The 21,757-nt window shown below is 42.2% G+C and carries 20 protein-coding genes; 18 read left to right on the top strand and 2 right to left on the bottom strand.

Features of this window, described 5'->3' with window-relative positions; genetic code table 11:
- Positions 1–126: 126 nt before the first annotated feature.
- Positions 127–999, bottom strand: coding sequence for an EamA/RhaT family transporter (locus tag I4Q58_RS01615; protein WP_203293058.1), 873 nt, complete (start codon positions 997–999; stop codon positions 127–129).
- Complete coding sequence (gene ribD / locus I4Q58_RS01610; RefSeq protein WP_317194033.1) at positions 996–2,042, bottom strand: bifunctional diaminohydroxyphosphoribosylaminopyrimidine deaminase/5-amino-6-(5-phosphoribosylamino)uracil reductase RibD; 1,047 nt, start codon at positions 2,040–2,042, stop codon at positions 996–998. Before ribD ends, I4Q58_RS01615 begins: the two co-directional genes overlap by 4 nt.
- Positions 2,043–2,069: 27 nt before the next feature.
- On the opposite strand from ribD, the gene I4Q58_RS01605 reads away from it, so the two are divergent.
- The 18 genes from I4Q58_RS01605 to I4Q58_RS01520 all read left to right on the top strand — a co-directional run bounded on the left by I4Q58_RS01605 (position 2,070) and on the right by I4Q58_RS01520 (position 21,755).
- On the top strand, positions 2,070–2,555 hold the full coding sequence (locus I4Q58_RS01605; protein ID WP_203293056.1) for a GNAT family N-acetyltransferase: 486 nt from the start codon (positions 2,070–2,072) through the stop codon (positions 2,553–2,555).
- A gap of 2 nt (positions 2,556–2,557) precedes the next feature.
- The gene (gene prmC / locus I4Q58_RS01600; RefSeq protein ID WP_203293054.1) at positions 2,558–3,409 is read left to right on the top strand and encodes a peptide chain release factor N(5)-glutamine methyltransferase; all 852 of its coding nucleotides are present in this window, start codon (positions 2,558–2,560) and stop codon (positions 3,407–3,409) included.
- Positions 3,406–3,996, top strand: a complete 591-nt coding sequence (locus I4Q58_RS01595; protein ID WP_203293052.1) for an LOG family protein — start codon at positions 3,406–3,408, stop codon at positions 3,994–3,996. Before prmC ends, I4Q58_RS01595 begins: the two co-directional genes overlap by 4 nt.
- Positions 3,997–4,050: 54 nt before the next feature.
- Complete coding sequence (locus I4Q58_RS01590; protein WP_203293050.1) at positions 4,051–4,644, top strand: N-acetylmuramoyl-L-alanine amidase family protein; 594 nt, start codon at positions 4,051–4,053, stop codon at positions 4,642–4,644.
- Positions 4,645–4,732: 88 nt separating this feature from the next.
- Positions 4,733–6,727 (top strand): NAD-dependent DNA ligase LigA, encoded by a 1,995-nt coding sequence (gene ligA, locus I4Q58_RS01585; RefSeq protein ID WP_203293048.1) that lies wholly within the window; start codon positions 4,733–4,735, stop codon positions 6,725–6,727.
- 58 nt (positions 6,728–6,785) lie between these two features.
- Positions 6,786–7,325 (top strand): DUF6913 domain-containing protein, encoded by a 540-nt coding sequence (locus I4Q58_RS01580; RefSeq protein ID WP_203293046.1) that lies wholly within the window; start codon positions 6,786–6,788, stop codon positions 7,323–7,325.
- 33 nt (positions 7,326–7,358) lie between these two features.
- The gene (gene dapA / locus I4Q58_RS01575) at positions 7,359–8,234 is read left to right on the top strand and encodes a 4-hydroxy-tetrahydrodipicolinate synthase (protein WP_203294320.1); all 876 of its coding nucleotides are present in this window, start codon (positions 7,359–7,361) and stop codon (positions 8,232–8,234) included.
- Positions 8,235–8,335: 101 nt separating this feature from the next.
- Positions 8,336–9,151: an outer membrane protein assembly factor BamD gene (locus I4Q58_RS01570; RefSeq protein WP_236002795.1), complete on the top strand. Its 816-nt coding sequence runs from the start codon at positions 8,336–8,338 to the stop codon at positions 9,149–9,151.
- A 15-nt stretch (positions 9,152–9,166) separates the two neighbouring features.
- Positions 9,167–9,502 carry a DNA-directed RNA polymerase subunit omega gene (locus tag I4Q58_RS01565; RefSeq protein WP_203293042.1) on the top strand — a complete coding sequence of 112 codons (336 nt, stop codon included), beginning with the start codon at positions 9,167–9,169 and terminating at the stop codon, positions 9,500–9,502.
- 3 nt (positions 9,503–9,505) lie between these two features.
- Positions 9,506–10,720, top strand: coding sequence for a bifunctional phosphopantothenoylcysteine decarboxylase/phosphopantothenate--cysteine ligase CoaBC (coaBC, locus tag I4Q58_RS01560; RefSeq protein WP_203293039.1), 1,215 nt, complete (start codon positions 9,506–9,508; stop codon positions 10,718–10,720).
- The gene (porD, locus tag I4Q58_RS01555) at positions 10,713–11,603 is read left to right on the top strand and encodes a type IX secretion system protein PorD (RefSeq protein WP_203293037.1); all 891 of its coding nucleotides are present in this window, start codon (positions 10,713–10,715) and stop codon (positions 11,601–11,603) included. Before coaBC ends, porD begins: the two co-directional genes overlap by 8 nt.
- 101 nt (positions 11,604–11,704) lie before the next feature.
- On the top strand, positions 11,705–13,357 hold the full coding sequence (gene recN, locus I4Q58_RS01550) for a DNA repair protein RecN (RefSeq protein WP_203293035.1): 1,653 nt from the start codon (positions 11,705–11,707) through the stop codon (positions 13,355–13,357).
- A 66-nt stretch (positions 13,358–13,423) separates the two neighbouring features.
- Positions 13,424–14,239, top strand: a complete 816-nt coding sequence (locus I4Q58_RS01545; protein ID WP_203293033.1) for an enoyl-ACP reductase FabI — start codon at positions 13,424–13,426, stop codon at positions 14,237–14,239.
- Positions 14,240–14,405: 166 nt separating this feature from the next.
- Entirely contained in the window at positions 14,406–17,498 is a 3,093-nt protein-coding gene (locus I4Q58_RS01540; protein WP_203293031.1) for a GEVED domain-containing protein, read from the top strand.
- Positions 17,499–17,541: 43 nt separating this feature from the next.
- Positions 17,542–18,573 (top strand): glycosyltransferase, encoded by a 1,032-nt coding sequence (locus I4Q58_RS01535; RefSeq protein ID WP_236002794.1) that lies wholly within the window; start codon positions 17,542–17,544, stop codon positions 18,571–18,573.
- Between the two features lie 4 nt (positions 18,574–18,577).
- Positions 18,578–19,528 carry a YbbR-like domain-containing protein gene (locus I4Q58_RS01530; RefSeq protein WP_203293030.1) on the top strand — a complete coding sequence of 317 codons (951 nt, stop codon included), beginning with the start codon at positions 18,578–18,580 and terminating at the stop codon, positions 19,526–19,528.
- 6 nt (positions 19,529–19,534) lie between these two features.
- Positions 19,535–20,119, top strand: a complete 585-nt coding sequence (gene coaE / locus I4Q58_RS01525; RefSeq protein ID WP_203293028.1) for a dephospho-CoA kinase — start codon at positions 19,535–19,537, stop codon at positions 20,117–20,119.
- Between the two features lie 73 nt (positions 20,120–20,192).
- Positions 20,193–21,755: a sensor histidine kinase gene (locus I4Q58_RS01520; RefSeq protein ID WP_203293026.1), complete on the top strand. Its 1,563-nt coding sequence runs from the start codon at positions 20,193–20,195 to the stop codon at positions 21,753–21,755.
- The last annotated feature ends 2 nt before the right edge of the window (positions 21,756–21,757 follow it).

Genomic DNA, 21,757 nt, shown 5'->3' with positions numbered 1-21,757 from the left:
AAGAATTATGAGAGCATACTAATTCTTATATCTTTTTAGCCTACAGCCCCGCCCGAACGTACCTACGACTACAATAACATTCGCGTTCGGTATGGGCGGGCTACATCCTACATCCTAAAAACCTATTCACCACTTCGCCACAGCGACCAAAAAGATACTGATGACCGCCAACACGATTCCGATCCAATTCTTTCGTAGTAGCTTTTCTTTAAATAAGGTGATGCCCAATAAGGTTGAAAGCATTACGATGGCGACATTGTTCACTGTAAAGATTCCAGAGCTATCTAAAATTCCACTTCGTAGCGCTTGCACGATAAAATAAATGGAAAAATAATTCGGAATTCCTAAGGCAATTCCCCCTACTATCGACTTCAATTGAAACTGAAACGTACCTTTCACAAGTTGTCCGATTATAATACTGAATCCTACTAAAAATGCTGCAGCAAATATAGTGGCTGAAAATAGCGGTACATCATTCTTCGCCACATAGCTATCTTCCAAATACTTAATGCTGGTGTCGATTATCCCGCTTCCGAGAAAGACCAAAATGGGAAAAACAAGATTCTTAGGTTGTACCTTGATCCCGCGCTTCGTTTTAATACTCGCGAGGTAAACAGCGATTAATGCAAGAACAATCCCCAAAATCTTAAAAAAACCTGCGCTATCTTTATAGTACAGGAGTCCGAAGAGAATGGGAATTACCACACTCATCTTTGTTGCCACCGACACCACCGATAAACCGCTTCGTTGGGTCGTAATAGCCATTAGGTTGAAAATGATGATAAACAACGCTCCCAATCCCAAGGTGTAATAAAACCATTCGTAGCTGGGCAACGCGCTTATCTCAACATTGCCCTTATAAGCGATAAGGCCGCTAGCACAGGCCACTACATAGTTTACGATGATGGCATGCAGCGTATTGATCTTAAAGCGATCGAACAACTTAAAAGCTACGAATATTAAGGTGGAAGCGAGAACGCTAAGAGCCAGATATATCAATGCGCGTTATTTTTTATATGCAACAGCAAATCGTTTTCTAAATGTTTTTTTGAGTGAAGACTGCCTTTCCATTCTGGTGCTTTCACGCCGCCTTCAAAAGTGCTATTTCCGATAAACACATAGGCTTCATCCCACATCCCTTCATCCAAAAAGGTTTGAAGGGTGTGTCGACCACCTTCAACAATCAGGCTCTGAATATCTCGCTGGTGCAACACTTCACATACTTGATTCACAAAAGCCTTTGAAAAATCGATTTTTTCGTATGCGATAGTTTCAGTCGATGCCTTTTCTACCTCTGTTAACACAAGCGTTTTTCCATTTTTAAAGATGTTGAAATCTTCAGGTATACGAAGGGTTCTGTCTAGTATTACTCGTAAGGGGGAAGTTCCTTTCCAATCGCGTACCGTTAAGCTAGGATTGTCGTCCAATACGGTTTGTGTACCCACCAAAATAGCCTGTTCCTCCGCTCGTTGTTTGTGAACCCATTGTCTAGCTTGAGAGCCGGTAATCCAATACGGTTCAGTACCTTCTCGGACACTTTTCTCGGGAGCGATAAAACCGTTTTGGGTTTGCGCCCATTTCAATACTATATAAGGTCTCTTTTTGGTGTGAAAGGTAAAGAAGCGTCTGTTTAAATCGAAGCATTCTTCCTCCAACACTCCTACGACAACTTCACAACCGGCTTCCATCAGTTTTTTGATGCCTCGGCCTGCTACTTGCGGATTCGGATCGGTACTGCCAATCACTATTTTTGTGATCCCTTTTGAAATAATCAGGTCGCTACAGGGAGGGGTCTTGCCAAAATGACTGCAAGGCTCCAAACTGACGTATATCGTAGCTTCCGAAAGGAGTGCTTCATCTGAAACCGAGCGAATGGCATTCACTTCGGCGTGTGGTTCACCTGCTTTTCGGTGCCAACCTTCCCCGATAATAGTTTCATTATGAACGATAACACTGCCAACCATGGGATTCGGATAGGTGGTTCCGAGCCCGTTTTTGGCCAGTTGAATGCAGCGCGACATAAATTTTTCTTGTACCTTCACATCCGCAAAAATACGAGAATAGAACAAATGCAACCCCCCATTATCCGACCGATTGAAGAAAAAGATAATACACCTATGGCAGCCGTCATTCGAACTGTACTTGAGTCGTTCGATGCGCCCAAAGAGGGAACCGCCTATGCTGATACCTCCCTCGAAAATCTTTACGACGCCTATTCGACAGAAAGGGCTGTATATTTTGTAGTCGAAGAAAACGGAAAAATCATTGGCGGTGCCGGAATTGCGCCTTTGGCTGGTGGCGATGAAAATACCTGCGAACTTCAAAAGATGTACTACTTACCGGAGGCACGAAACCGAGGGATTGGAACGACCATGATTAAGCGGTGTTTGGTGAAAGCGCGCGAGTTGGGCTACGAAAAGTGTTATCTGGAAACAATGCCAAATATGACCGCCGCCCAAAAGCTATACGCAAAGAACGGATTTGAATACTTGGATGGACCGATGGGAAATACCGGTCACCACGCCTGCCAAGTCCAGATGTTGTTACAACTGTAGTCATGACCGTACTTGAACTCAAAAAGAAATATCAAGCACAGATATCCGAAACCTATCCCGAAGAGGAGCTGCAGAGTATCTTTCGAATTTTATGTGAAGCTATTTTAGAGCTTACCCCAATTGAAGTATCGCTGCACCCAAAGCGAATCCTTTCCGTTGCTGAACGCGAAGCATTTGAAGATGCCATCCATCGGTTGAAGCAGCAGGAACCTGTTCAATACATCATAGGGGAAACCGAGTTCTACGGACTACCGTTTCAGGTAAACGAACACACCTTGATTCCACGTCCCGAAACCGAAGAACTGGTGGATTGGATAATTGCTGAGCTAAAAGACAAAAAAGAGTCCTTCAATATTCTCGACATTGGCACCGGAACAGGCTGTATTGCTATCGCTTTAGCGAAAAATTTACCAAAGGCATCCGTTTCAGCCTTGGATGTTTCCGAAGAAGCCCTTCACCTAGCAAAAAAGAATGCAGCGCAAAATGAGGTTGCGGTTACCTTCTTTCACCAAAATATTCTAGAAAACAATCAGGTATCAGAAACCTTCGACTGTATCGTTTCGAATCCGCCCTACGTCCGGAATTCTGAAAAGGAACAGATGGATAAAAACGTTTTGGATTATGAGCCGGATTCAGCCTTATACGTTTCAGACGACGATCCTCTGGTGTTCTATCGGACAATTACGCGAATTGGAAGACAGTACTTAAAGCCTAGCGGCACCCTTTTCTTCGAGATTAATGAGTATCTTAGTGAAGAAATGAAAGCATTGCTAGAAACCGAAGGCTATGCCAACATTACCTTGCAAAAGGATTTTAGAGACCGCTTCCGAATGCTAAAAGCCAACCGACCATGAAAAAAATTGAAAAAATCTGCGTATTCTGCGGAAGTAGCGACGGAAACGATGAAGCCATAACCAAAGCAGCCCAAGAATTAGGTGAAAAACTGGCGGAAAGAAATATAACATTGGTCTACGGCGCCGCCAAAATAGGCGTTATGGGAACGGTTGCTGAAGCCGTATTGAACGCAAAGGGAAACGTTATCGGTATTATTCCAAACTTTTTGAAGAAAAAGGAAGTGGTGCATCTCGGACTAACCAAATTGATCACTACCGATAATATGCACGAGCGCAAGCTGAAGATGCAGGAAGAAAGCGATGGATTTATTGCTTTGCCGGGAGGAATGGGAACCCTAGAGGAATTATTTGAAATTATCACTTGGCTGCAACTTGGCCTCCACCAAAAACCAATCGCATTATTAAATGTGAATGGTTTCTATGACAGTCTTTTGCAACTGCTCGAAAATATGGTCCGAAAAGGCTTTCTTTCCATGGATAACTACAATTTGTTGCTGGTGGATACGACCGTCGACGGGCTGCTTCAAAAAATGGACGATTTTAAGCCACCGCGACTTCCACATTGGCTGACGGAAGAGCGCGCATAGAATAAAGTGCTACTAATATCGTTTTGGTTTAGGTAACCCATAATTAAAACCAAAATGAGAAAAGTCTTCAGCGTATTTTTAGTAGCAATTTTATTCCTAGTTGTTTCCTTCACTCCAAAACCAACCAAGAAAATCGTAATCGACCTCGGTCACGGTGGTCATGATAAAGGTGTCGTTGTAAATGGTATTTCAGAAAAGGAGGTCGTACTAAGTCTAGCTACCAAACTTCGGGAACTAGCAGAAGAATCTGGAATAGCGCTGCGCTTCACTCGTTCATCAGATAGCTTTGTAACATTGGAGGAACGTATAGATTTCATCAATAAGGAAAATCCCGATGTAATGCTTTCATTGCATGTCAACAGCAGTGATAATGAAGTCGAGAAGGGTTTCGAAATGTACCTTCCAAAGGATGCCAATCGTTACACGGCTTCTCATTCGAAGGCTGAGCAATTAGGGAAAGCGCTAGCGAAACATGGTGATGTAAAGCCCATCAAAACCGCAAATTTCTATTTGCTGAAAAACACTTCTTGTCCCGCCCTGTTTTTAGAAATGGGTTTTCTGACAAATGAAGCCGACAGAAATTTCTTGACATCCGATTATGGCCGAACTGTCTTAGCACAAAGCATTTTAGAGGCATTGAACGATTAAACGTTTAATATTCGTTTCAAATAAAAAATCTTTCAACAATTAGACCCGCGGTATTTTATAAACACTGCGGGTCTACTATATTTGTGGAATGACCACCGAAGAACGCATCCATAGCCTTCGCGACCAACTCCGCGAGCATAATTACAATTACTACGTACTGGATAAACCCGTGATTTCCGATTACGATTTCGACCAATTGTTGAAGGAATTACAACAGTTGGAAGACGAAAATCCAGAATTTTTCGATCCGAATTCACCTACCCAACGGGTAGGAGGGGAAGTGACCAAAAATTTCGAGACCGTTGCCCATACCTATCGGATGTATTCTTTGGATAACAGTTACTCCAAGGAAGATTTGGAGAGTTGGGAAAAACGTATCAAAAAATTGGTGGATGGTACTGTAGAATATACTTGTGAATTAAAGTACGATGGTGCTTCCATGAGCCTTACCTATGAAAAGGGAAAGTTGGTGCGTGCCGTTACGCGTGGTGATGGGTTTAAGGGCGATGATGTGACGACCAATGTGAAAACCATTCGTTCGGTGCCGCTTCACCTTAAAGGAGATTATCCAGAGCGCTTTGAGATTCGTGGTGAAATCGTCCTTCCTTTCGAAGGCTTTGCCCAAATGAATGCAGAACGCTTGGAAGCAGGAGAGGAGCCCTATCGAAATCCAAGAAACACGGCTTCGGGAAGCCTCAAGCTTCAGGATAGTGCCGAAGTGGCGAAACGTCCGTTGGATTGTTTACTCTATAGTATTAAAGGTGAAGACTTGCCGTTTTCAACGCAATATGAAGGCTTACAAAAAGCGCATGATTGGGGTTTTAAAGTGCCTGAAGTGTACAAACTTGCCAAAAATATCGATGAGGTACTGGCATTCGTGAATTATTGGGATGTACATCGTCACGACTTGCCTTATGAAACCGACGGTGTGGTAATAAAGGTGAACAATCTTCAACAGCAAGAGGAATTAGGGTATACAGCCAAAGCCCCTCGTTGGGCAATGGCCTATAAATTCAAGGCGGAACAAGCGACTACTGTTTTGCACACCATCACCTACCAGGTGGGAAGAACGGGTGCCATAACACCTGTAGCAAACTTAGAGCCGGTCGAATTGGCGGGAACTATTGTGAAGCGGGCTTCGCTTCATAACGCCGATCAGATAGCCAAACTGGATATTCGCGAAGGCGATACTGTCTTTGTTGAAAAAGGAGGTGAAATCATTCCAAAGATCATCGGCGTCGATTTCACCCAACGCGATCCGGACAGCAACGCCACAACATATATTGAAACCTGTCCCGAATGCGATACCGAGTTGGTTCGTGCCGAAGGTGAAGCGTTACATTACTGTCCGAATGCACAAGGCTGTCCGCCACAGATTATCGGACGCATTCAGCATTATATCTCGCGCAAAGCGATGGATATTGAAGGCTTGGGTGGCGAAACGGTTGCTTTATTGGTGAATAATAATCTTATAGCCAATTATGCCGACTTATATGAACTGACCAAGGAAGATGTGTTGCCGTTGGAACGGATGGCCGAGAAGAGTGCCGAAAATTTGATCAATGGTATCGAGGCTTCCAAACAAATTCCTTTCGAGCGCGTGTTGTTTGCCTTGGGGATCCGATATGTGGGTGAAACCGTCGCCAAGAAGTTAGCCAAGGAATTCAAAAGTATTGAAGCATTGTCGCAGGCCGATGCCGAAACATTGGTGGCCGTCGATGAAATCGGTGAGCGCATCGCCGAAAGTGTAGTGGCCTTTTTCGATTCTGAAAAAAATCGGGAAATCGTTCAACGACTGAAGCAGTTCGGTGTTCAACTGGAAATCTCTGCCGAGAAATTGGCGAATCAGACCGATATCCTTCAAGGTAAGAAATTTGTTGTGTCCGGAGTTTTTACAAGCGTTTCGCGGAATGAACTCAAAAAACTGATCGAGGACAACGGAGGGAAAGTCTCCAGCGGTGTTTCGGGAAATACGGATTATTTGGTGGCAGGTGAAAACATGGGGCCGAGTAAGCGTACTAAAGCTGAAAATCTTGGTGTTCCGATTATTTCGGAACAGGATTTTTTAGGGATGATTGACTAACATCAATGCTTTACTACCATTCTAATTTGGTATTTTTGCAACGCAACCTACGGATGAAATGTTTGAAAAATTAAAACGCCGAGCCCTGCGCAAACACATCGATCGAAACTTAGGAAAGAGAGATCGTTCCGAAGTGAACGCTCCCATGAAAACCCTTGGTTTTGTGGTAGATGAAAGATTGCTTCAGGATTTTGAGAAGCTGTACGATTTGGCGGGTTATTTTCACATACATCCGAACGATGTTTCGGTGTTTTCTTTCTTGGAGGTGAAGAAGAAGCAACCTTCGCTTCGTCAGAATCAGGTGAACAACAAGCACTTCACTTGGAAAGGCGATTTGCACAATCAGAATGCCGCAGAATTCCTGAATCGAAGGTTCGATGTGTTGGTGGGATTCTATGCTGAAGAAAACGTCTATATGGATTTGTTGGTTTCAGAAAGTGAAGCCAAGTTCAAGGTTGGCTTTTCGGGAGCCGACGATCGGTTGTTTGATTTGGTATTAGGAATGGCGCCAAACGATTTCAACGAATTCAAGAAAGAACTAAAAAAATATCTAGAGGTATTGGGTAAGATTGAAGCCCAAACCTCCGTAACAACATAACATCGGCTTGTAACCGATAGGAAAAAAATGATGATGAAAGAATTAACAGGAACGGGAGTAGCATTAATTACGCCATTTAAGGAAGATTTTTCGGTAGATGTGGAGGGTTTGAAACGCGTTGTTCGTTATCAAATCGATAACGGCATCGATTATTTGGTGGTGTTGGGAACCACTGCTGAAAGTGCGACGCTTTCAAAAGAAGAAAAGCAATTGGTCATCGATACCATAGTCGCCGAAAACGATGGTGCACTTCCATTGGTATTGGGAATCGGCGGGAATGATACGAAAGCTGTGATGGCCGAAATGAACACTCGCGACCTGAGCGCGTTTACCGCTATCCTTTCGGTTTCTCCTATGTATAACAAACCTACCCAAGAAGGCATTTACCAGCATTTTGCGGCTATTGCCCAAATGGCACCTAAGCCAATCATCTTATATAATGTTCCCGGTAGAACGGCAAGTAATATGCTGCCCGAGACCGTCATTCGATTGGCGAATGATTTTGAAAGCATTATTGGAATCAAAGAAGCGGCAGGAAATATCGTTCAGGCTATGCAAATGATTGCGGGAACGCCAGATGATTTCTTGGTTATTTCAGGTGATGATATGATTACCTTACCTATGGTCTTGGCTGGAGGAGCTGGTGTTATTTCGGTGATTGGAGAAGGCTTTCCAGAAGATTTTTCCAAAATGGTTCGTTTAGGACTCGATCGGAAGGTAGACGAAGCCTACGAAATTCACCATAGAATAGCGCCCGCAATCGATTATATTTTTGAAGAGGGAAACCCAGCCGGTATTAAATCGGTCTTCAAAAAAAGAGGTATTTGCGGCGATACGGTACGCCTACCTTTAGTAAAAGCTTCCCCTAAACTGGAATCAAAAATATCAGCTTTTATTGAGGCTTGGTAACAATAGCTGAAAAGAGTCGTCGTTTGTACACTACCAGACGGTTTAAAAAGTTTTTATAATCACGTATAATTCACTACTTTTGCACGATGTTTTATAACGCCATGAGAGCAATCCTAGCTATCTTACTTTTTTGTATCACCCTAAGCTCCTGTAGCGAGTACCAACGCGTGCTGAGTTCGGACGATTCGGGTCGGAAATATAAAGTAGCCGATAGCCTATACAAACTTGGAAAACATAAAAAGGCACTTCGATTATTCGAGCAGATTGTGCCAGTGTATCGCGGAAAACCTCAGGCGGAACGTTTGATGTTTATGTACGCGAATACGTTTTATCAGATGGGCGATTATTACCTATCTGGATATCAGTTTGAGCGTTTCGAGGAATCCTACCCCAGCAGCGATAGTGTTGAGGTTGCAGCCTACCGTTCGGCAAGAAGTTATTACGAGCTTTCTCCTCGTTTTTCACTAGATCAAGAGGATACTTACACGGCGCTCGAACGTCTACAAGGCTATATCAATAAATATCCTGAGTCTGATAAGCGGCAGCGCGCCAATGAAATGGTAGACGAGCTTCGCACCAAGTTAGAGAAGAAAGATATTGAAATTGCCAATCAGCATCTACGGATTGCTGACTATATCGGTGATTTCCGACCAGCAATTGAAGCATACGATAATTTTATTCAAGATCATCCCGGTAGCGATTTTCGTGAAGAAGCCTATTTGGGAAGATTGAAAGCCGCCTATAATTTGGCAATTCGTAGTTTACCACAGTTGGTAGATGAACGGTTGCAGACGGCGAAGGAATATTATCAAAATTATTTAAAATATTATGAATCTGGTTCCATGCGTGCAGAGGCCGATGAAATTGCACAGGATATTGACGTTCGTTTGGGTACCGTAGAAGAAATTGAACCGTAAATAAAAGTTGAACTTATGATAGATGTAAAGAACTCTGAAGCTCCTATTACCACTACGACCATCGATAAGAATAAAATCGATGCGCCAACGGATAATATCTATGAGGCTATTTCCATCATTTCGAAAAGAGCCACACAGATTAATTCCGATATCAAAAAGGAGTTATTGGAGAAATTAGATGAATTTGCGACCTACAACGATAGCTTGGAAGAGATTTTCGAGAACAAGGAGCAAATCGAAGTGTCTAAATTCTATGAGCGCTTACCAAAGCCTCATGCCCTCGCTATCGAGGAATGGTTGAACGATAAGATCTATTATCGCAATACCAGGGACGAAGAAATTAAGGGATAAGTCATGTCGGTTTTACGCGGAAAAAAGGTCCTACTCGGTATTACTGCCGGTATTGCCGCGTATAAAATTCCTTTCCTAGTGCGCCTATTGGTGAAGGAAGGGGCTGAAGTTAAGGTCGTCATGACACCTTCAGCAAAAGACTTCGTGACTCCATTAACCCTCTCTACCGTTTCCAAGAATGATGTACATTCTTCGCTGGTAGATGAAGAAGATGAAAACGCCCAATGGACCAATCATGTAGCATTGGGACTTTGGGCTGATTTGTTTATTATCGCTCCGGCCACAGCGAACACGCTTTCGAAAATGGCCAATGGCACCGCCGACAACTTATTGCTTGCTACCTATCTTTCAGCCAAATGCCCAGTGTTTTATGCGCCGGCAATGGATTTGGATATGTACAAGCACCCTTCAACTAAAAACAATTTCAATACACTAAAAGAATACGGAGTTCTTCAAATTCCTGCGGAGGATGGCGAATTGGCGAGCGGTCTTTTAGGGAAGGGAAGAATGGCAGAACCCGAAAACATCGTTTCATTCCTTAAGGAGGAACTAGAAAAAAACCTTCCGTTAAAGGGAAAAAAGGTTTTAGTAACAGCAGGCCCAACCTATGAGGCTATCGACCCTGTTCGATTTATAGGGAATCATTCCAGTGGGAAAATGGGGTTTGCCATTGCAGAAAAAGCGGCCGATTTAGGAGCAAGCGTTACGCTCGTTTCCGGTCCGACATACCTTCAATTAGCTCATGATAAAGTTGAAATCGTTCAAATAACTTCAGCAAAGGAAATGTTTGAAGCGGTGGAAGCTCGTTTCAGCAATAGCGATATTGCTATTTTTAGTGCTGCGGTAGCCGATTATCGACCGAAAAACACTTCAACCCAAAAAATGAAGAAAAAGGAAGGTGATCTGACACTCGTGCTCGAGCGCACCCAAGATATTCTTGGAACCATGGGAGCACAAAAAGAGGAAAATCAATACCTTGTTGGTTTCGCCATGGAAACCGAAAACGAGTTGGAAAATGCAAAAAGAAAGCTTGAGAAAAAGAATTTGGATTTAATTGTGTTAAATTCGCTGAACGACGAAGGCGCTGGCTTTAAAAAGGACACGAATAAGATTACCTTAATCGATAGCCACAATAAAGTAACCGCTTTTGGTGTTAAACCTAAGAGCGAAGTGGCTCAGGATATTTTAGAATACATTATACAACAGACCCATGCGTAAATTTTTTGCGATATTTTTTATAGTAATAGGAATTACGGGCGTTTCAGCCCAAGAGTTGAATTGTTCCGTAACGATTGATGCCGAACAGACAGGACAGCCCAACTTACAAGTCTTCAGAACTCTTCAGCAACAGGTCACCGAGTTTATGAATAATACCAAATGGACCGACCGTGTTTATAAGCAACAAGAACGCATCGATTGTAATTTGGTTATTGTAGTAACGGGCTTCGATTCGGATTCCTTTACGGCTACGCTTCAGATACAGGCCTCGAGACCGGTTTTTGGCTCGACCTACGATGCTCCTATTTATAATTATAACGATCGCCAATTCAACTTTGAATATAAGGAATTTCAACCCTTGAACTTCAATCCCAACCAATTCAGTTCGAACTTGATTTCCGTATTGGCGTATCACGCTTATATAATTATCGGACTGGATGCCGATACGTTTGAACGAGATGGGGGGATGCCATACTTTCAAACCGCAAAGCAAATCGTAAATACCGCTGCCGGCAGTAATTACGCTGGATGGCAAGCAACCGATGGAAGTCAGTCGCGTTTTCGATATAACGACGCCTTGCTAAGCAATGTGTATAAAGAATTTCATACCGCAATGTACGAGTACCACCGTTTGGGGCTAGATGAAATGCATCAGGATCCAAAAGAGGGAAAGAAAAAAGTATCTGCGTCCTTAAATACGCTTAAGAAGATTAACGATCGTCGGCCGAATTCTTTTTTACTTCGAACCTTTTTCGATGCAAAAGCTGAGGAAATACAACGTGTTTTTAGCGGAGGTCCGAGTGTGGATATCGTAAAATTGGTCGAAAATTTAAATCGAATGGCGCCAACCAAGCGAAGTAACTGGGCTGAAATTCAATTCTAAATCCCTACTCTTTCTTCTTGTTGCTACATAAAAACTACTTATTTTTATGAGCAAATTCTCGTGACTGTCTTGAACAGTTATGAAGCCTAAATGTCCAATACGTGATTACCCATCTGAGCATTCAAAATTATGCCTTGATCGATTCGGTAGCGGTCGATTTCAACCCTGGTCTGACCATTATTACAGGTGAAACGGGAGCGGGGAAATCGATTTTATTGGGGGCACTTTCCTTATTGTTAGGGAAGAGGGCCGATTTAGATAGCGTGAAGGATACTTCAACCAAAAGTATTATCGAAGCCCATTTCGATATTGCTCGATATAGCTTAAAGGATATTTTTGAAGCCAACGATTTAGACTACGATCCGCAAACGATTATTCGTAGGGAAATTCTTCCCAGTGGAAAGTCAAGAGCATTTGTAAACGATACGCCTGTTACGCTAAATCAGTTGCAGGCCATAAGTGAATACCTTGTCGATATACACAGTCAGCACGAAGCTTTATCGATTACCTCCGAGGATTTTCAACTTGAAATTGTAGACACTTTAGCGAAGAACAAGCAAGTGCTTCGGGACTATCAGGTTACGCACAAACAGTTGAAGAAGGCATCGGAAGCACTAGAGACTTTGCGAAGTAAAAGAGATGAAGCCTTGAAACAACAGGACTACAATGCTTTTTTACTGTCGGAACTAGAAGCGATAGCCTTAGAGGAAATCGATGAAGAAGCGCTAGAGGAAGAACAGGAAACCTTAGCGAATGCCGAAGAAATACAGGAAACCCTTTCCGCAGCGTTTAAATTGCTTTCCGAAGAAAACATTGGGACGTTAGAAACTGCAAAGGAATCGCGTAACCTTTTGGCGCGCGTAAAAGGCTTTTCCAAGAAGAATGAGGCTTTATGGGAACGATTGCAGAGTGTCATTATTGAAATTGACGATGTAGCTGCAGAAATGGAGCAGTTGGCAGAGGATACTACAGCAGATCCGCAACGTTTACAGCTTGTTAATGAGCAGCTACAACAGCTACATGCACTTACAAAAAAACATATCGTCGGGTCCGTATCCGAATTGATTGTGTTGCGCGATGAATTGCGCGATAAGGTATCGGAAAGTCATTCGATGGATGAGAAGCTAGAGAGGTTGGATAAAACTGTACAAACGTTAGCTACAGAAGCAGAAGGACTGGCCGATACGCTTCATAAAAATAGGAGTTCAATTATTCCTAAAGTAATACAGCAGCTCGAGCAAATATTACAGAGTTTAGGCCTGCCAAATGCGCAATTGGCTTTCGATCTTCAAAAGGAAAAAACATTGCGTTCCAAAGGAATGGATCGCTTATCGGTTCGATTTTCAGCGAACAAGGGATCGGCACCGGGCGATATAAAGAAGGTGGCTTCAGGAGGAGAAATGAGCAGAATTATGCTAGCCGTCAAAGCAACATTAGCGGATTATAAGACCTTACCTACACTTATTTTTGATGAAATCGATACGGGTGTTTCAGGTGAAATTGCGCAAAAGATGGCGGGTATCATGGAAAATATGGCCAGCGGAATGCAGTTGATGAGTATCACACATCTTCCTCAGATAGCTTCAAAAGGACAACAACATATAAAGGTGTACAAAACCGATGAAGCTTCAGGAACGGTAACGCGCTTAAAAGTACTTTCTCCGGAGGAAAGAATTACCGAGATTGCACAGATGATCGGTGGCGAGCAGGTTTCCGAATCGGCCGTGGCCCATGCACGTGAATTATTGAATTAATGTATCTTTGTGAAGCGCCATTGTGCGTGAACCAACAGATAACTTCACATAAAACAACCAATTACTATGGCTTATAATTTATTGAAAGGGAAAAAAGGAATCATTTTCGGAGCCTTGGACGAAAACTCCATTGCTTGGAAAACGGCAGAACGCGTGCATGAAGAAGGAGGGGAGTTTGTATTAACAAATGCACCTATTGCTATGCGTATGGGACAGATTAAGGAGTTAGCCGAAAAAACCAATTCAGAAATTATCCCCGCTGATGCTACGAATCTTGAAGATCTTCAAAACCTCGTTTCAAAAGCGCAAGAGATATTGGGTGGGAAATTGGATTTCGTGTTGCATTCTATCGGAATGTCTGTTAATGTTCGTAAGGGCAAGCACTATACGGAGCAGAATTATGATTGGACCCACAAAGGATGGGATGTTTCCGCACTTTCATTCCATAAAACCATGCAGGTACTGTATAAGGAAGATGCTATGAACGAATGGGGGAGTATCGTAGCCTTAACCTATATGGCGGCACAGCGTGTATTTCCGGATTACAACGACATGGCCGATAATAAGGCATATTTAGAATCGATTGCCAGAAGCTTTGGTTATTTCTTCGGAAAAGATAAGAACGTCCGGGTTAATACCATTTCACAATCACCAACACCTACGACGGCTGGTCAAGGGGTGAAGGGGTTTGATGGTTTTATTGCCTATGCCGATAAAATGTCGCCACTTGGAAATGCTACTGCAATGGATTGCGCTAATTACACGATTTCGTTGTTTAGCGACCTTACAAAAAGAGTAACACTACAAAATTTATATAACGACGGTGGTTTTTCGAACATGGGTGTAAGCGATGCGGTTATGGAAACGTTTATGGATGAGTAAATTACATCTTTTTTAGATACCGAGGGACATCGTGATTGATGTCCCTTTTTTGTTAGGGTTTTGAGAATTTTGAACGTAAAATGTGATAAGGTTGTCGAAATCTTTTGTAATTAGGGTTTTTTTTGAATATTTTTAAGGTTGTATTAACTAAATTCTAATTAACCTTATGAAAAAAATTACATTTCTGTTCTTTTTTCTGTCTGTTGCAATTGGGTACGCCCAGCATCATACTGTTAAAGAACTAGGTGAAAACAGTCCTGTTTATTATGATGGGGCTGCACGTCAAAGTCAGGATCCAGCGGCTATTCAAGCCGAACTTGATGCCGATGCTCAAGCGCTTCACGAACAACATTCGGGAGCTGTTTCTCAAGCATTGGCCGCTCAGAATCGCGATGTCTTGGCAGATATTATCCCAACTGCGGGAGCAACTGAAACGTTTACACCAGCTGTTGGTGACTTCTTTTTTGATCCGGGAGGGCCAGGAGGTACTGGTACCGACGGTGATCCAGGGAATTATCCAAACTGTGGTTGTGTAACCCTTACTACCCTAGCCGGTGTTACCGAGATTGAATTTTTGGACATGAACATTTTCGCCACCTTCGATTGGTTGAAAATTTATGATGGTGCCGATACTTCGGGAACAATTCTATATGATAATGCTACAGATGGAGCTAATGAAGGAGATAATACTCTAGCGGATATGATCGCTTCCAATGGTTCGGCTTCTTTTGTTGGAAGCTCAGGTAACTTAACCTTTGAATTTAATGCATCTGCGGTAGTAAATCGTTTAGGATGGGAAGTAGAAATTATCGATGCGGGACCACCACCGGTATTCCCAGCACCGTATTGCGGACCGCTTGATTTCCCATCAGGTGTAGAGCCAATCTCTCTTGTGGAGGTAGCCGATATAAGCAATCCATCCGACCCAACGCCTAACGCTACTCCGGCTCATGAAGACTTTCTTTCCATAACTGCTGAAATGGCACAAGAAGGAAGCTATCCAATCGCGTTGGAAGGAAATACTGTCGGTAATTTCGAAAATCGTTTTGTAGTTTTCATCGACTGGAACCAAAATGAAATTCTAGATGATGCTGGTGAAGTGTATGAAATGGATAACACTATCACTAATTCAGATGGAACCGATGGTCAACAGGCTTTAGGAACTATTGATGTTCCGGTTGATGCTCTATTGGGTGAAACCAGAATGCGTGTTAAAAAGATTTTCGGTGTTTCCGATTTCTTGGATCCATGTTCCGGAACAAGCTTTGGCCAAGTCGAAGAATATACGGTTAACGTGGTAGAAGGAACTTCTTCAGGTGCTTGTGCACAAGCTAATCCTAGCAATGGTTTCGAAAATGGTAAGAGTAACGATGCAAACCAGGCAACTGGGGCACGAATTGTTGCTGCCGACGTGTTGGTGCCAACTGGAGAAAACTTCACGCTAGAAACGATAACCTTTAACGAATTTATGAGTCCAGGTGCTACTGCCGCTACGGTAGATGTATTTATCTATGCTGATGATGGTGGTGCCCCAGGTGCAGAAATCACTTCTGAACTAGGTGTTGTACCTGCTTCTCAAAGTGTAATAGGTAGCAACTTTGGTTTTGATGTTTCTGAAGTTGTATTGGATATTACCGATTTTGAATTAAGTGGAAATGTATTTAGCGATACAACTTATTGGATTGGATTATCTGTATCCGCTTCGGATGGTCTGAACTGCTTCTGGGAAAATAGTACAGCTTCCATCAACGGAAACGGAGAAGCCTATGATGATGGATTAGGTGGCGGTTTCGTTGTAGATCCGGCTTTGGAAAGTGTTTATTCTTTTGATGGTACTTGCGACGCAATTCCACCAAACGACGATTGTGGAAGTGCCTATGCAATTTCTTGTGGCGATAGCTTTAGTGGCTCAACAGCAGATGATACCGATAGCGGTGGAAATGCTGCGCCAGACGAATTCTTCACCTTTACAGGTGATGGAGAGATTCAAATCGTAACGCTTTCACTTTGTGACGGTTCTACAGACTATGACTCCCTAATTAGAGTATTCGACGACTGTGATTTGTCAAATGAAATTGCAGTAAATGATGACTCTTGTGGAGTTCAGTCTGAATTAGAATTCATTTCTGACGGTACGTCAACCTATTATATCATGATTGAAGGATTTGGATCAGGTTCGGGTAACTTCACATTAGATGTAACGTGTGAAGATCCAATCGAGAACGATTTCTGTGATGGAGCACTTCCAATTGCTTGTGGTGAAACCATTACCGGTAATACAGATGATGCTACTTTTGACGCGGATGCACCAGAATGTGCTACTACTATCACGGCGCCAGGTCTTTGGTATGTATTTGAAGACACAAGTGGTCTTCAAACAGACTATACTGTATCTCTTTGTGATGGTGGAACAGACTATGACTCTAAGTTGACCGTTTATACAGGTGAATGTGGAGCATTGGTTTGTGAAACGGATAATGATGATACCTGTGGTCTTCAGTCTGAAGTTACTTTCTCTGGAGATGGAAACACAACCTATTATATCCTAGTTCATGGATTTGGCGGTGCCACTGGAAACTTCTCTCTAAATGTAGATTGTGCGCCAGTACCACCACCAAACGATATGATCGTGAACTCTATCGATGTTGATGAAGCTGGATTCCCTTACACAGATCCTGCTGTTCCTATGCCTGCTGCAACTACCGAAGATGGTAACCCAGCTGGATGTAGCCTAAACGGTGCGAACGGTGTATGGTATAACTTCGTAGCGCCTGGCGATGGCGATGTTACCGCAAGTATTGCTACTCCAGGTGGCGCTAGCGCTGTAACGTTCTACTTCGCTCCAGACGAAAACGCTACTGAAACAGATCTTACATTAGTACCACAGAACACGAACCAGTGTGTTCCTGGAACATCTGCAACGATTAATGCAGAGGCTGGTCAGGCGTACTATGTGTTCGTATTGAATACAGGAGCTATCACCGATATCAATATCGATGGAAACTTCTTGGATATAGAGGAAAATAGCATCGAAGGATTTAGCTATTATCCAAACCCTGCAGAGGACTTGCTATCCATGCGTGCACTTGATGTAATTGAAAATGTTTCAATTTACAACATGCTAGGTCAGAAAGTAATGGAGCAGTCTTTCGAGGCTACTACTTCAGAACTTAATATTTCAGCACTAAGCACAGGAACTTACGTTATGAAAGTAACTGTAAATGGTGAAATTGGAAGTTACAAACTGATCAAGAAATAATCTTCTTGATTAGCTTGAAAGAAAGCCATCCCAAAATAAAGGGATGGCTTTTTTTATTTTCTATTTTTGTGGAATGCATCCACGGTTCTACTCCTTTATCATTCCCGTTTACAATCGCCCTGAGGAAATCCAGGAGTTGCTTCATAGTTTCACTTCTATGGAGCCTGTTTCAGTCTTCGAAATACTTATTATAGAAGATGGATCTAACATCCCCTGCAAAGCCATCATTGAAAACTTTAATGATAAACTTCCATTGCGGTATTTTTTCAAGGAAAATTCAGGTCCCGGCGATTCTCGGAATTTTGGTATGAAACAAGCCAAAGGCGACTACTTTATCATTTTTGATTCCGATTGTTTACTGCCTAGCCATTATCTTAAAACTGTAGATGCCTTCCTAACGGAAACGACCGTAGATTGTTTCGGTGGTGCCGATGCCGCACACCAAAGTTTTACGAATGTACAGAAGGCTATCAATTATGTAATGACTTCTTTTTGGACTACCGGAGGATTACGTGGGAGCGACTCTACGAAGTTTGAACCCAGAAGTTTTAATATGGGTATTTCCAAACAGGCATTTGAACGTACACAAGGCTTTGCCACCATACATCCAGGGGAAGACCCTGATCTTTCACAACGCATTCGAAAAGCTGGTTTTAAGACAGCTTTTATCCCAAATGCATACGTATATCATAAAAGAAGGATTTCGTTTGAAAAGTTCTTTACACAAGTTAAAAAATTCGGATTGGTACGTCCTATCCTAAATTCATGGCATCCTAATACCAAACGAATAACATTTTGGTTTCCCTCAGCCTTTGTATTGTTCACCCTTTTATCACTGGCATTCGGAATATTTGTTAATCCCTTATTTTTAGTCCCGATAGGCCTATACCTTTTGCTCTTGTTTTTGGATGCGACATTTCAAAACCGTAGTGTTTCCGTAGGCGTTTTGGTGCTGCCTGCCGTATTTGTTCAGTTTTTTGGATATGGTCTAGCGTTTCTGACCTCCACTTACTATATTTCACTATTGAAACGGAAACCGAAGCAGCAATTTCCCCAATTGTTTTTTGAAGAGTAACGATATGACAGCATCAAAATCGAAACGTATTATTGGCTTGAAAGTACAGCGCTTCCTAGTGTTTTTATTCTTGGCAGTATTGTTTTGGATGCTTACCAAGTTTTCAAAAGAAAATACGGCTACTATTACTGCTAATCTACAGTACACGGAACTTCCGAACCAAACCTTATTAGCGGATGGAAATCCAGAGCAAATAGATTTTGATATTACAGGCAGTGGCTTCGAAATGTTGTATTATCGAATAAAGGGTGCCGATATTACAATGCCATTAGCAAATAACTATTCTTCGGGTTCGGAGACTGTAACCATTCCTAACGAAACCTTGCTTGAGTATATTCAACAGCAATTACCGTCAGGGTTAGAAGCACGAAATATCTCTATGGACCAACTTTCAGTGAAACTTCATCTTATTCATTCCAAAAAAGTAGCAGTTTTTCCGGCAATTCGGTTAGAATACGAAAAGGGATATTATCCGATCGATAGCTTAAAAGTGCGTCCTGATTCGGTTACGATTTCAGGCCCGAAAGACATCTTAAAGGCATACGATTCGATTCCCACCGAGAATACGTTATATTCAGATGTGGACTCCAATATAGCAATACGAATAGGAATTGTGGAGAATATGGAAGGTGTTCGCGCGGTTTCACCAAAAGCAGTTGAAATTTCACAAAAGATTGCCGAATTCACACAAAAAGAAGTAATGGTACCTATTACCTTACGGAATGTACCTCCCAATACGGTTGTTCGATTAATTCCGAAGAATACAACAGTGTCTTTTAATGTGGCGGTAAGTCGTTATCAGGAAATTGAAGCGGGTCAGTTTCAAGTGGTATGCGATTTTTCAAAGCGTGATAAAGAAGAAAGTTTTATGGTGCCAAAGCTGTTGAAACATCCTAAGGGATTATACAATGTCGAAATCACCGATAAAAAAATCGATTACCTAATTTTTGAATAAGATTACATGAAAATAGTTGGACTTACTGGAGGAATAGGAAGTGGAAAATCGACAGTGGCCAAGTTTTTTTCTGAATTTGATATTCCAATTTTTATTGCAGACACCGAAGCCAAAAAGTTGATGAATGAGGATGCCAATTTAAAGGCGTCGCTTACCGAATTGCTAGGAAAGAAAGCTTACAGCGAGGGTAAGCTGAATAGGAAGTATGTCGCTGGTTTGGTTTTCGATAATAAGGAATTGCTCTCCAAGATGAACGCCCTCGTACATCCAGCGGTTCGCAACCATTTCAAGAAATGGGTAAGAGAACAATCCGGTCCCTATTGTATTTACGAGGCGGCCATTCTTTTTGAAACGGGTGGGGAAGAAGAATGCGATGCTACAATTTTGGTAACCGCCCCAAAGGAAGTGAGAATCGCGAGAATTTTAAAACGCGATAATACAACCATTCCTGAAATTGAAGCTAGGATGGCAAATCAATGGTCAGACGACGACAAGCGCAAACTAGCACACTTCACCATAGAGAATATCGACTTGGAAGATACTCGGAAACAAGTTCGAAAAATCCATAAAAACCTTTGCGAAATCGCATAAAACCTAGGGTTCGTTTGTTAACATTTGGTTAAACAGAAATGCGCCTAAATGTTAAAATCTTACTTTTGGGGACATGAACAAGAAGCTATTCGCCCTGCTTATCGCCCTCATGAGTTTGTCGTTGCTGGGAATAATTTTTGTTCAGGGGTATTGGATTTCAAACTCCTATCAGACAAAGGAAGATCAGTTTACTTTTAATGTTCAGCAAACGTTGGCAACCGTCGCAAAAGATATCGAGCGCCGCGAAATAGACGATTACTATACTATCTTTAGTAAGTATCTGGATAGTGTGGAAGTCATAGATGATATTGCCTTTAACGAACTGATTTACAAAACCAGGAACGACCGAAACAATGAAGTGCTTATCTATTCCGATGGTATATTGGAAGAGGACTATAAGCTGTCTTCGGCATTCATGGATTTGGAATTTGATAGCATTCAGTTCAAGCGATTGACCAACCGAAAAACCACTACTAAAATTACGCCTGGTATCGATGGAGGTGAAGATAATAGAGCGTATATGGAATCGTTTAGCCGTTTGAAGGAGTATGAGCGAACGCAGTTCGAAAATGCTTTTCGAAATATTTCGGCAAAAGTTCCACTTCACAAAAGAGTACAGAAAGAGGAGATAGACAATCTTTTAACCTCAGAGCTTACGAAGCGAAATATTAATACACCCTTCGAGTTTGCCGTATACAGCAACGATTTGGCGACGCGGGTGCGTTCGAGCGATTTCGCTTTGGATCCAGAATCTACATATGTAGTGCCACTTTTTTCGGAAGTAGAGGATAATCCGACCTATCAACTATATGTAAATTTCCCCGAAAAAAATAAAGAGGTTTTCAGCTCTATTGCGGGAATGGCAATTTTATCATTGGTATTTACAGCGGTAATTGTACTTACTTACGCCAGTGCCCTGTCACAGATTTTCAAGCAGCGTCAGATTTCTCAGATCAAGTCGGATTTCATAAACAATATGACGCATGAATTTAAAACGCCGATTGCTACCATCAATTTAGCATTGGATGCATTGAAGAATCCTAAGATAAAAGATAACCAAGAGTTTTTGAATCGCTATTTGAAAATGATTCGCGACGAGAATCGTCGCATGCACGCCCAGGTTGAAAACGTACTCCGTATTTCAAAATTGGAAAAGAACGAACTCGACCTTCCGAAGGAGCGACTTAAACTTCACGACATTATTGCCGATGCGGTTTCGCATGTTGAATTAATCGTAGAAGATCGTGAAGGCTATATTAAAAGTCATTTGGGAGCCTTAGAAAGTTCGGTGCTCGCAAACGAATCACACTTAACGAACGTCATCGTCAATATATTAGATAATGCGGTGAAATACTCCGAAGATGAGCCTAAAATTGATATCTATACCGAAAACGTAAAGAATAATATCATTCTCAAGATCCGCGATCAAGGGATGGGAATGAGCAAAGCAACACAAAAGAAAATATTTGAAAAATTTTACCGGGAACATACCGGCGATATACATAACGTAAAAGGTCATGGCCTTGGATTAGCTTACGTAAAGCGTATTCTGGACGATCACGATGCGAGCGTCTACGTGGAAAGTGAAAAAGGAAAAGGCAGTACCTTCATCATAAAACTACACTTAATATCTTAAAC

The sequence above is a fragment of the Luteirhabdus pelagi genome (assembly GCF_016827595.1).
GTDB classification, from domain to species: domain Bacteria; phylum Bacteroidota; class Bacteroidia; order Flavobacteriales; family Flavobacteriaceae; genus Luteirhabdus; species Luteirhabdus pelagi.
This window is presented reverse-complemented; position numbering and strand designations above follow the sequence as displayed.

Excerpts from the sequence above, each read along its gene's own strand:
- I4Q58_RS01605 (WP_203293056.1), top strand. The coding sequence starts at position 2,070 with ATGCAACCCCCCATTATCCGACCGATTGAAGAAAAAGATAATACACCT.
- prmC (WP_203293054.1), top strand. The coding sequence starts at position 2,558 with ATGACCGTACTTGAACTCAAAAAGAAATATCAAGCACAGATATCCGAA.
- I4Q58_RS01595 (WP_203293052.1), top strand. The coding sequence starts at position 3,406 with ATGAAAAAAATTGAAAAAATCTGCGTATTCTGCGGAAGTAGCGACGGA.
- I4Q58_RS01590 (WP_203293050.1), top strand. The coding sequence starts at position 4,051 with ATGAGAAAAGTCTTCAGCGTATTTTTAGTAGCAATTTTATTCCTAGTT.
- ligA (WP_203293048.1), top strand. The coding sequence starts at position 4,733 with ATGACCACCGAAGAACGCATCCATAGCCTTCGCGACCAACTCCGCGAG.
- I4Q58_RS01580 (WP_203293046.1), top strand. The coding sequence starts at position 6,786 with ATGTTTGAAAAATTAAAACGCCGAGCCCTGCGCAAACACATCGATCGA.
- dapA (WP_203294320.1), top strand. The coding sequence starts at position 7,359 with ATGAAAGAATTAACAGGAACGGGAGTAGCATTAATTACGCCATTTAAG.
- I4Q58_RS01570 (WP_236002795.1), top strand. The coding sequence starts at position 8,336 with ATGAGAGCAATCCTAGCTATCTTACTTTTTTGTATCACCCTAAGCTCC.
- I4Q58_RS01565 (WP_203293042.1), top strand. The coding sequence starts at position 9,167 with ATGATAGATGTAAAGAACTCTGAAGCTCCTATTACCACTACGACCATC.
- coaBC (WP_203293039.1), top strand. The coding sequence starts at position 9,506 with ATGTCGGTTTTACGCGGAAAAAAGGTCCTACTCGGTATTACTGCCGGT.
- porD (WP_203293037.1), top strand. The coding sequence starts at position 10,713 with ATGCGTAAATTTTTTGCGATATTTTTTATAGTAATAGGAATTACGGGC.
- I4Q58_RS01545 (WP_203293033.1), top strand. The coding sequence starts at position 13,424 with ATGGCTTATAATTTATTGAAAGGGAAAAAAGGAATCATTTTCGGAGCC.
- I4Q58_RS01540 (WP_203293031.1), top strand. The coding sequence starts at position 14,406 with ATGAAAAAAATTACATTTCTGTTCTTTTTTCTGTCTGTTGCAATTGGG.
- I4Q58_RS01535 (WP_236002794.1), top strand. The coding sequence starts at position 17,542 with ATGGCTTTTTTTATTTTCTATTTTTGTGGAATGCATCCACGGTTCTAC.
- I4Q58_RS01530 (WP_203293030.1), top strand. The coding sequence starts at position 18,578 with ATGACAGCATCAAAATCGAAACGTATTATTGGCTTGAAAGTACAGCGC.
- coaE (WP_203293028.1), top strand. The coding sequence starts at position 19,535 with ATGAAAATAGTTGGACTTACTGGAGGAATAGGAAGTGGAAAATCGACA.
- I4Q58_RS01520 (WP_203293026.1), top strand. The coding sequence starts at position 20,193 with ATGAACAAGAAGCTATTCGCCCTGCTTATCGCCCTCATGAGTTTGTCG.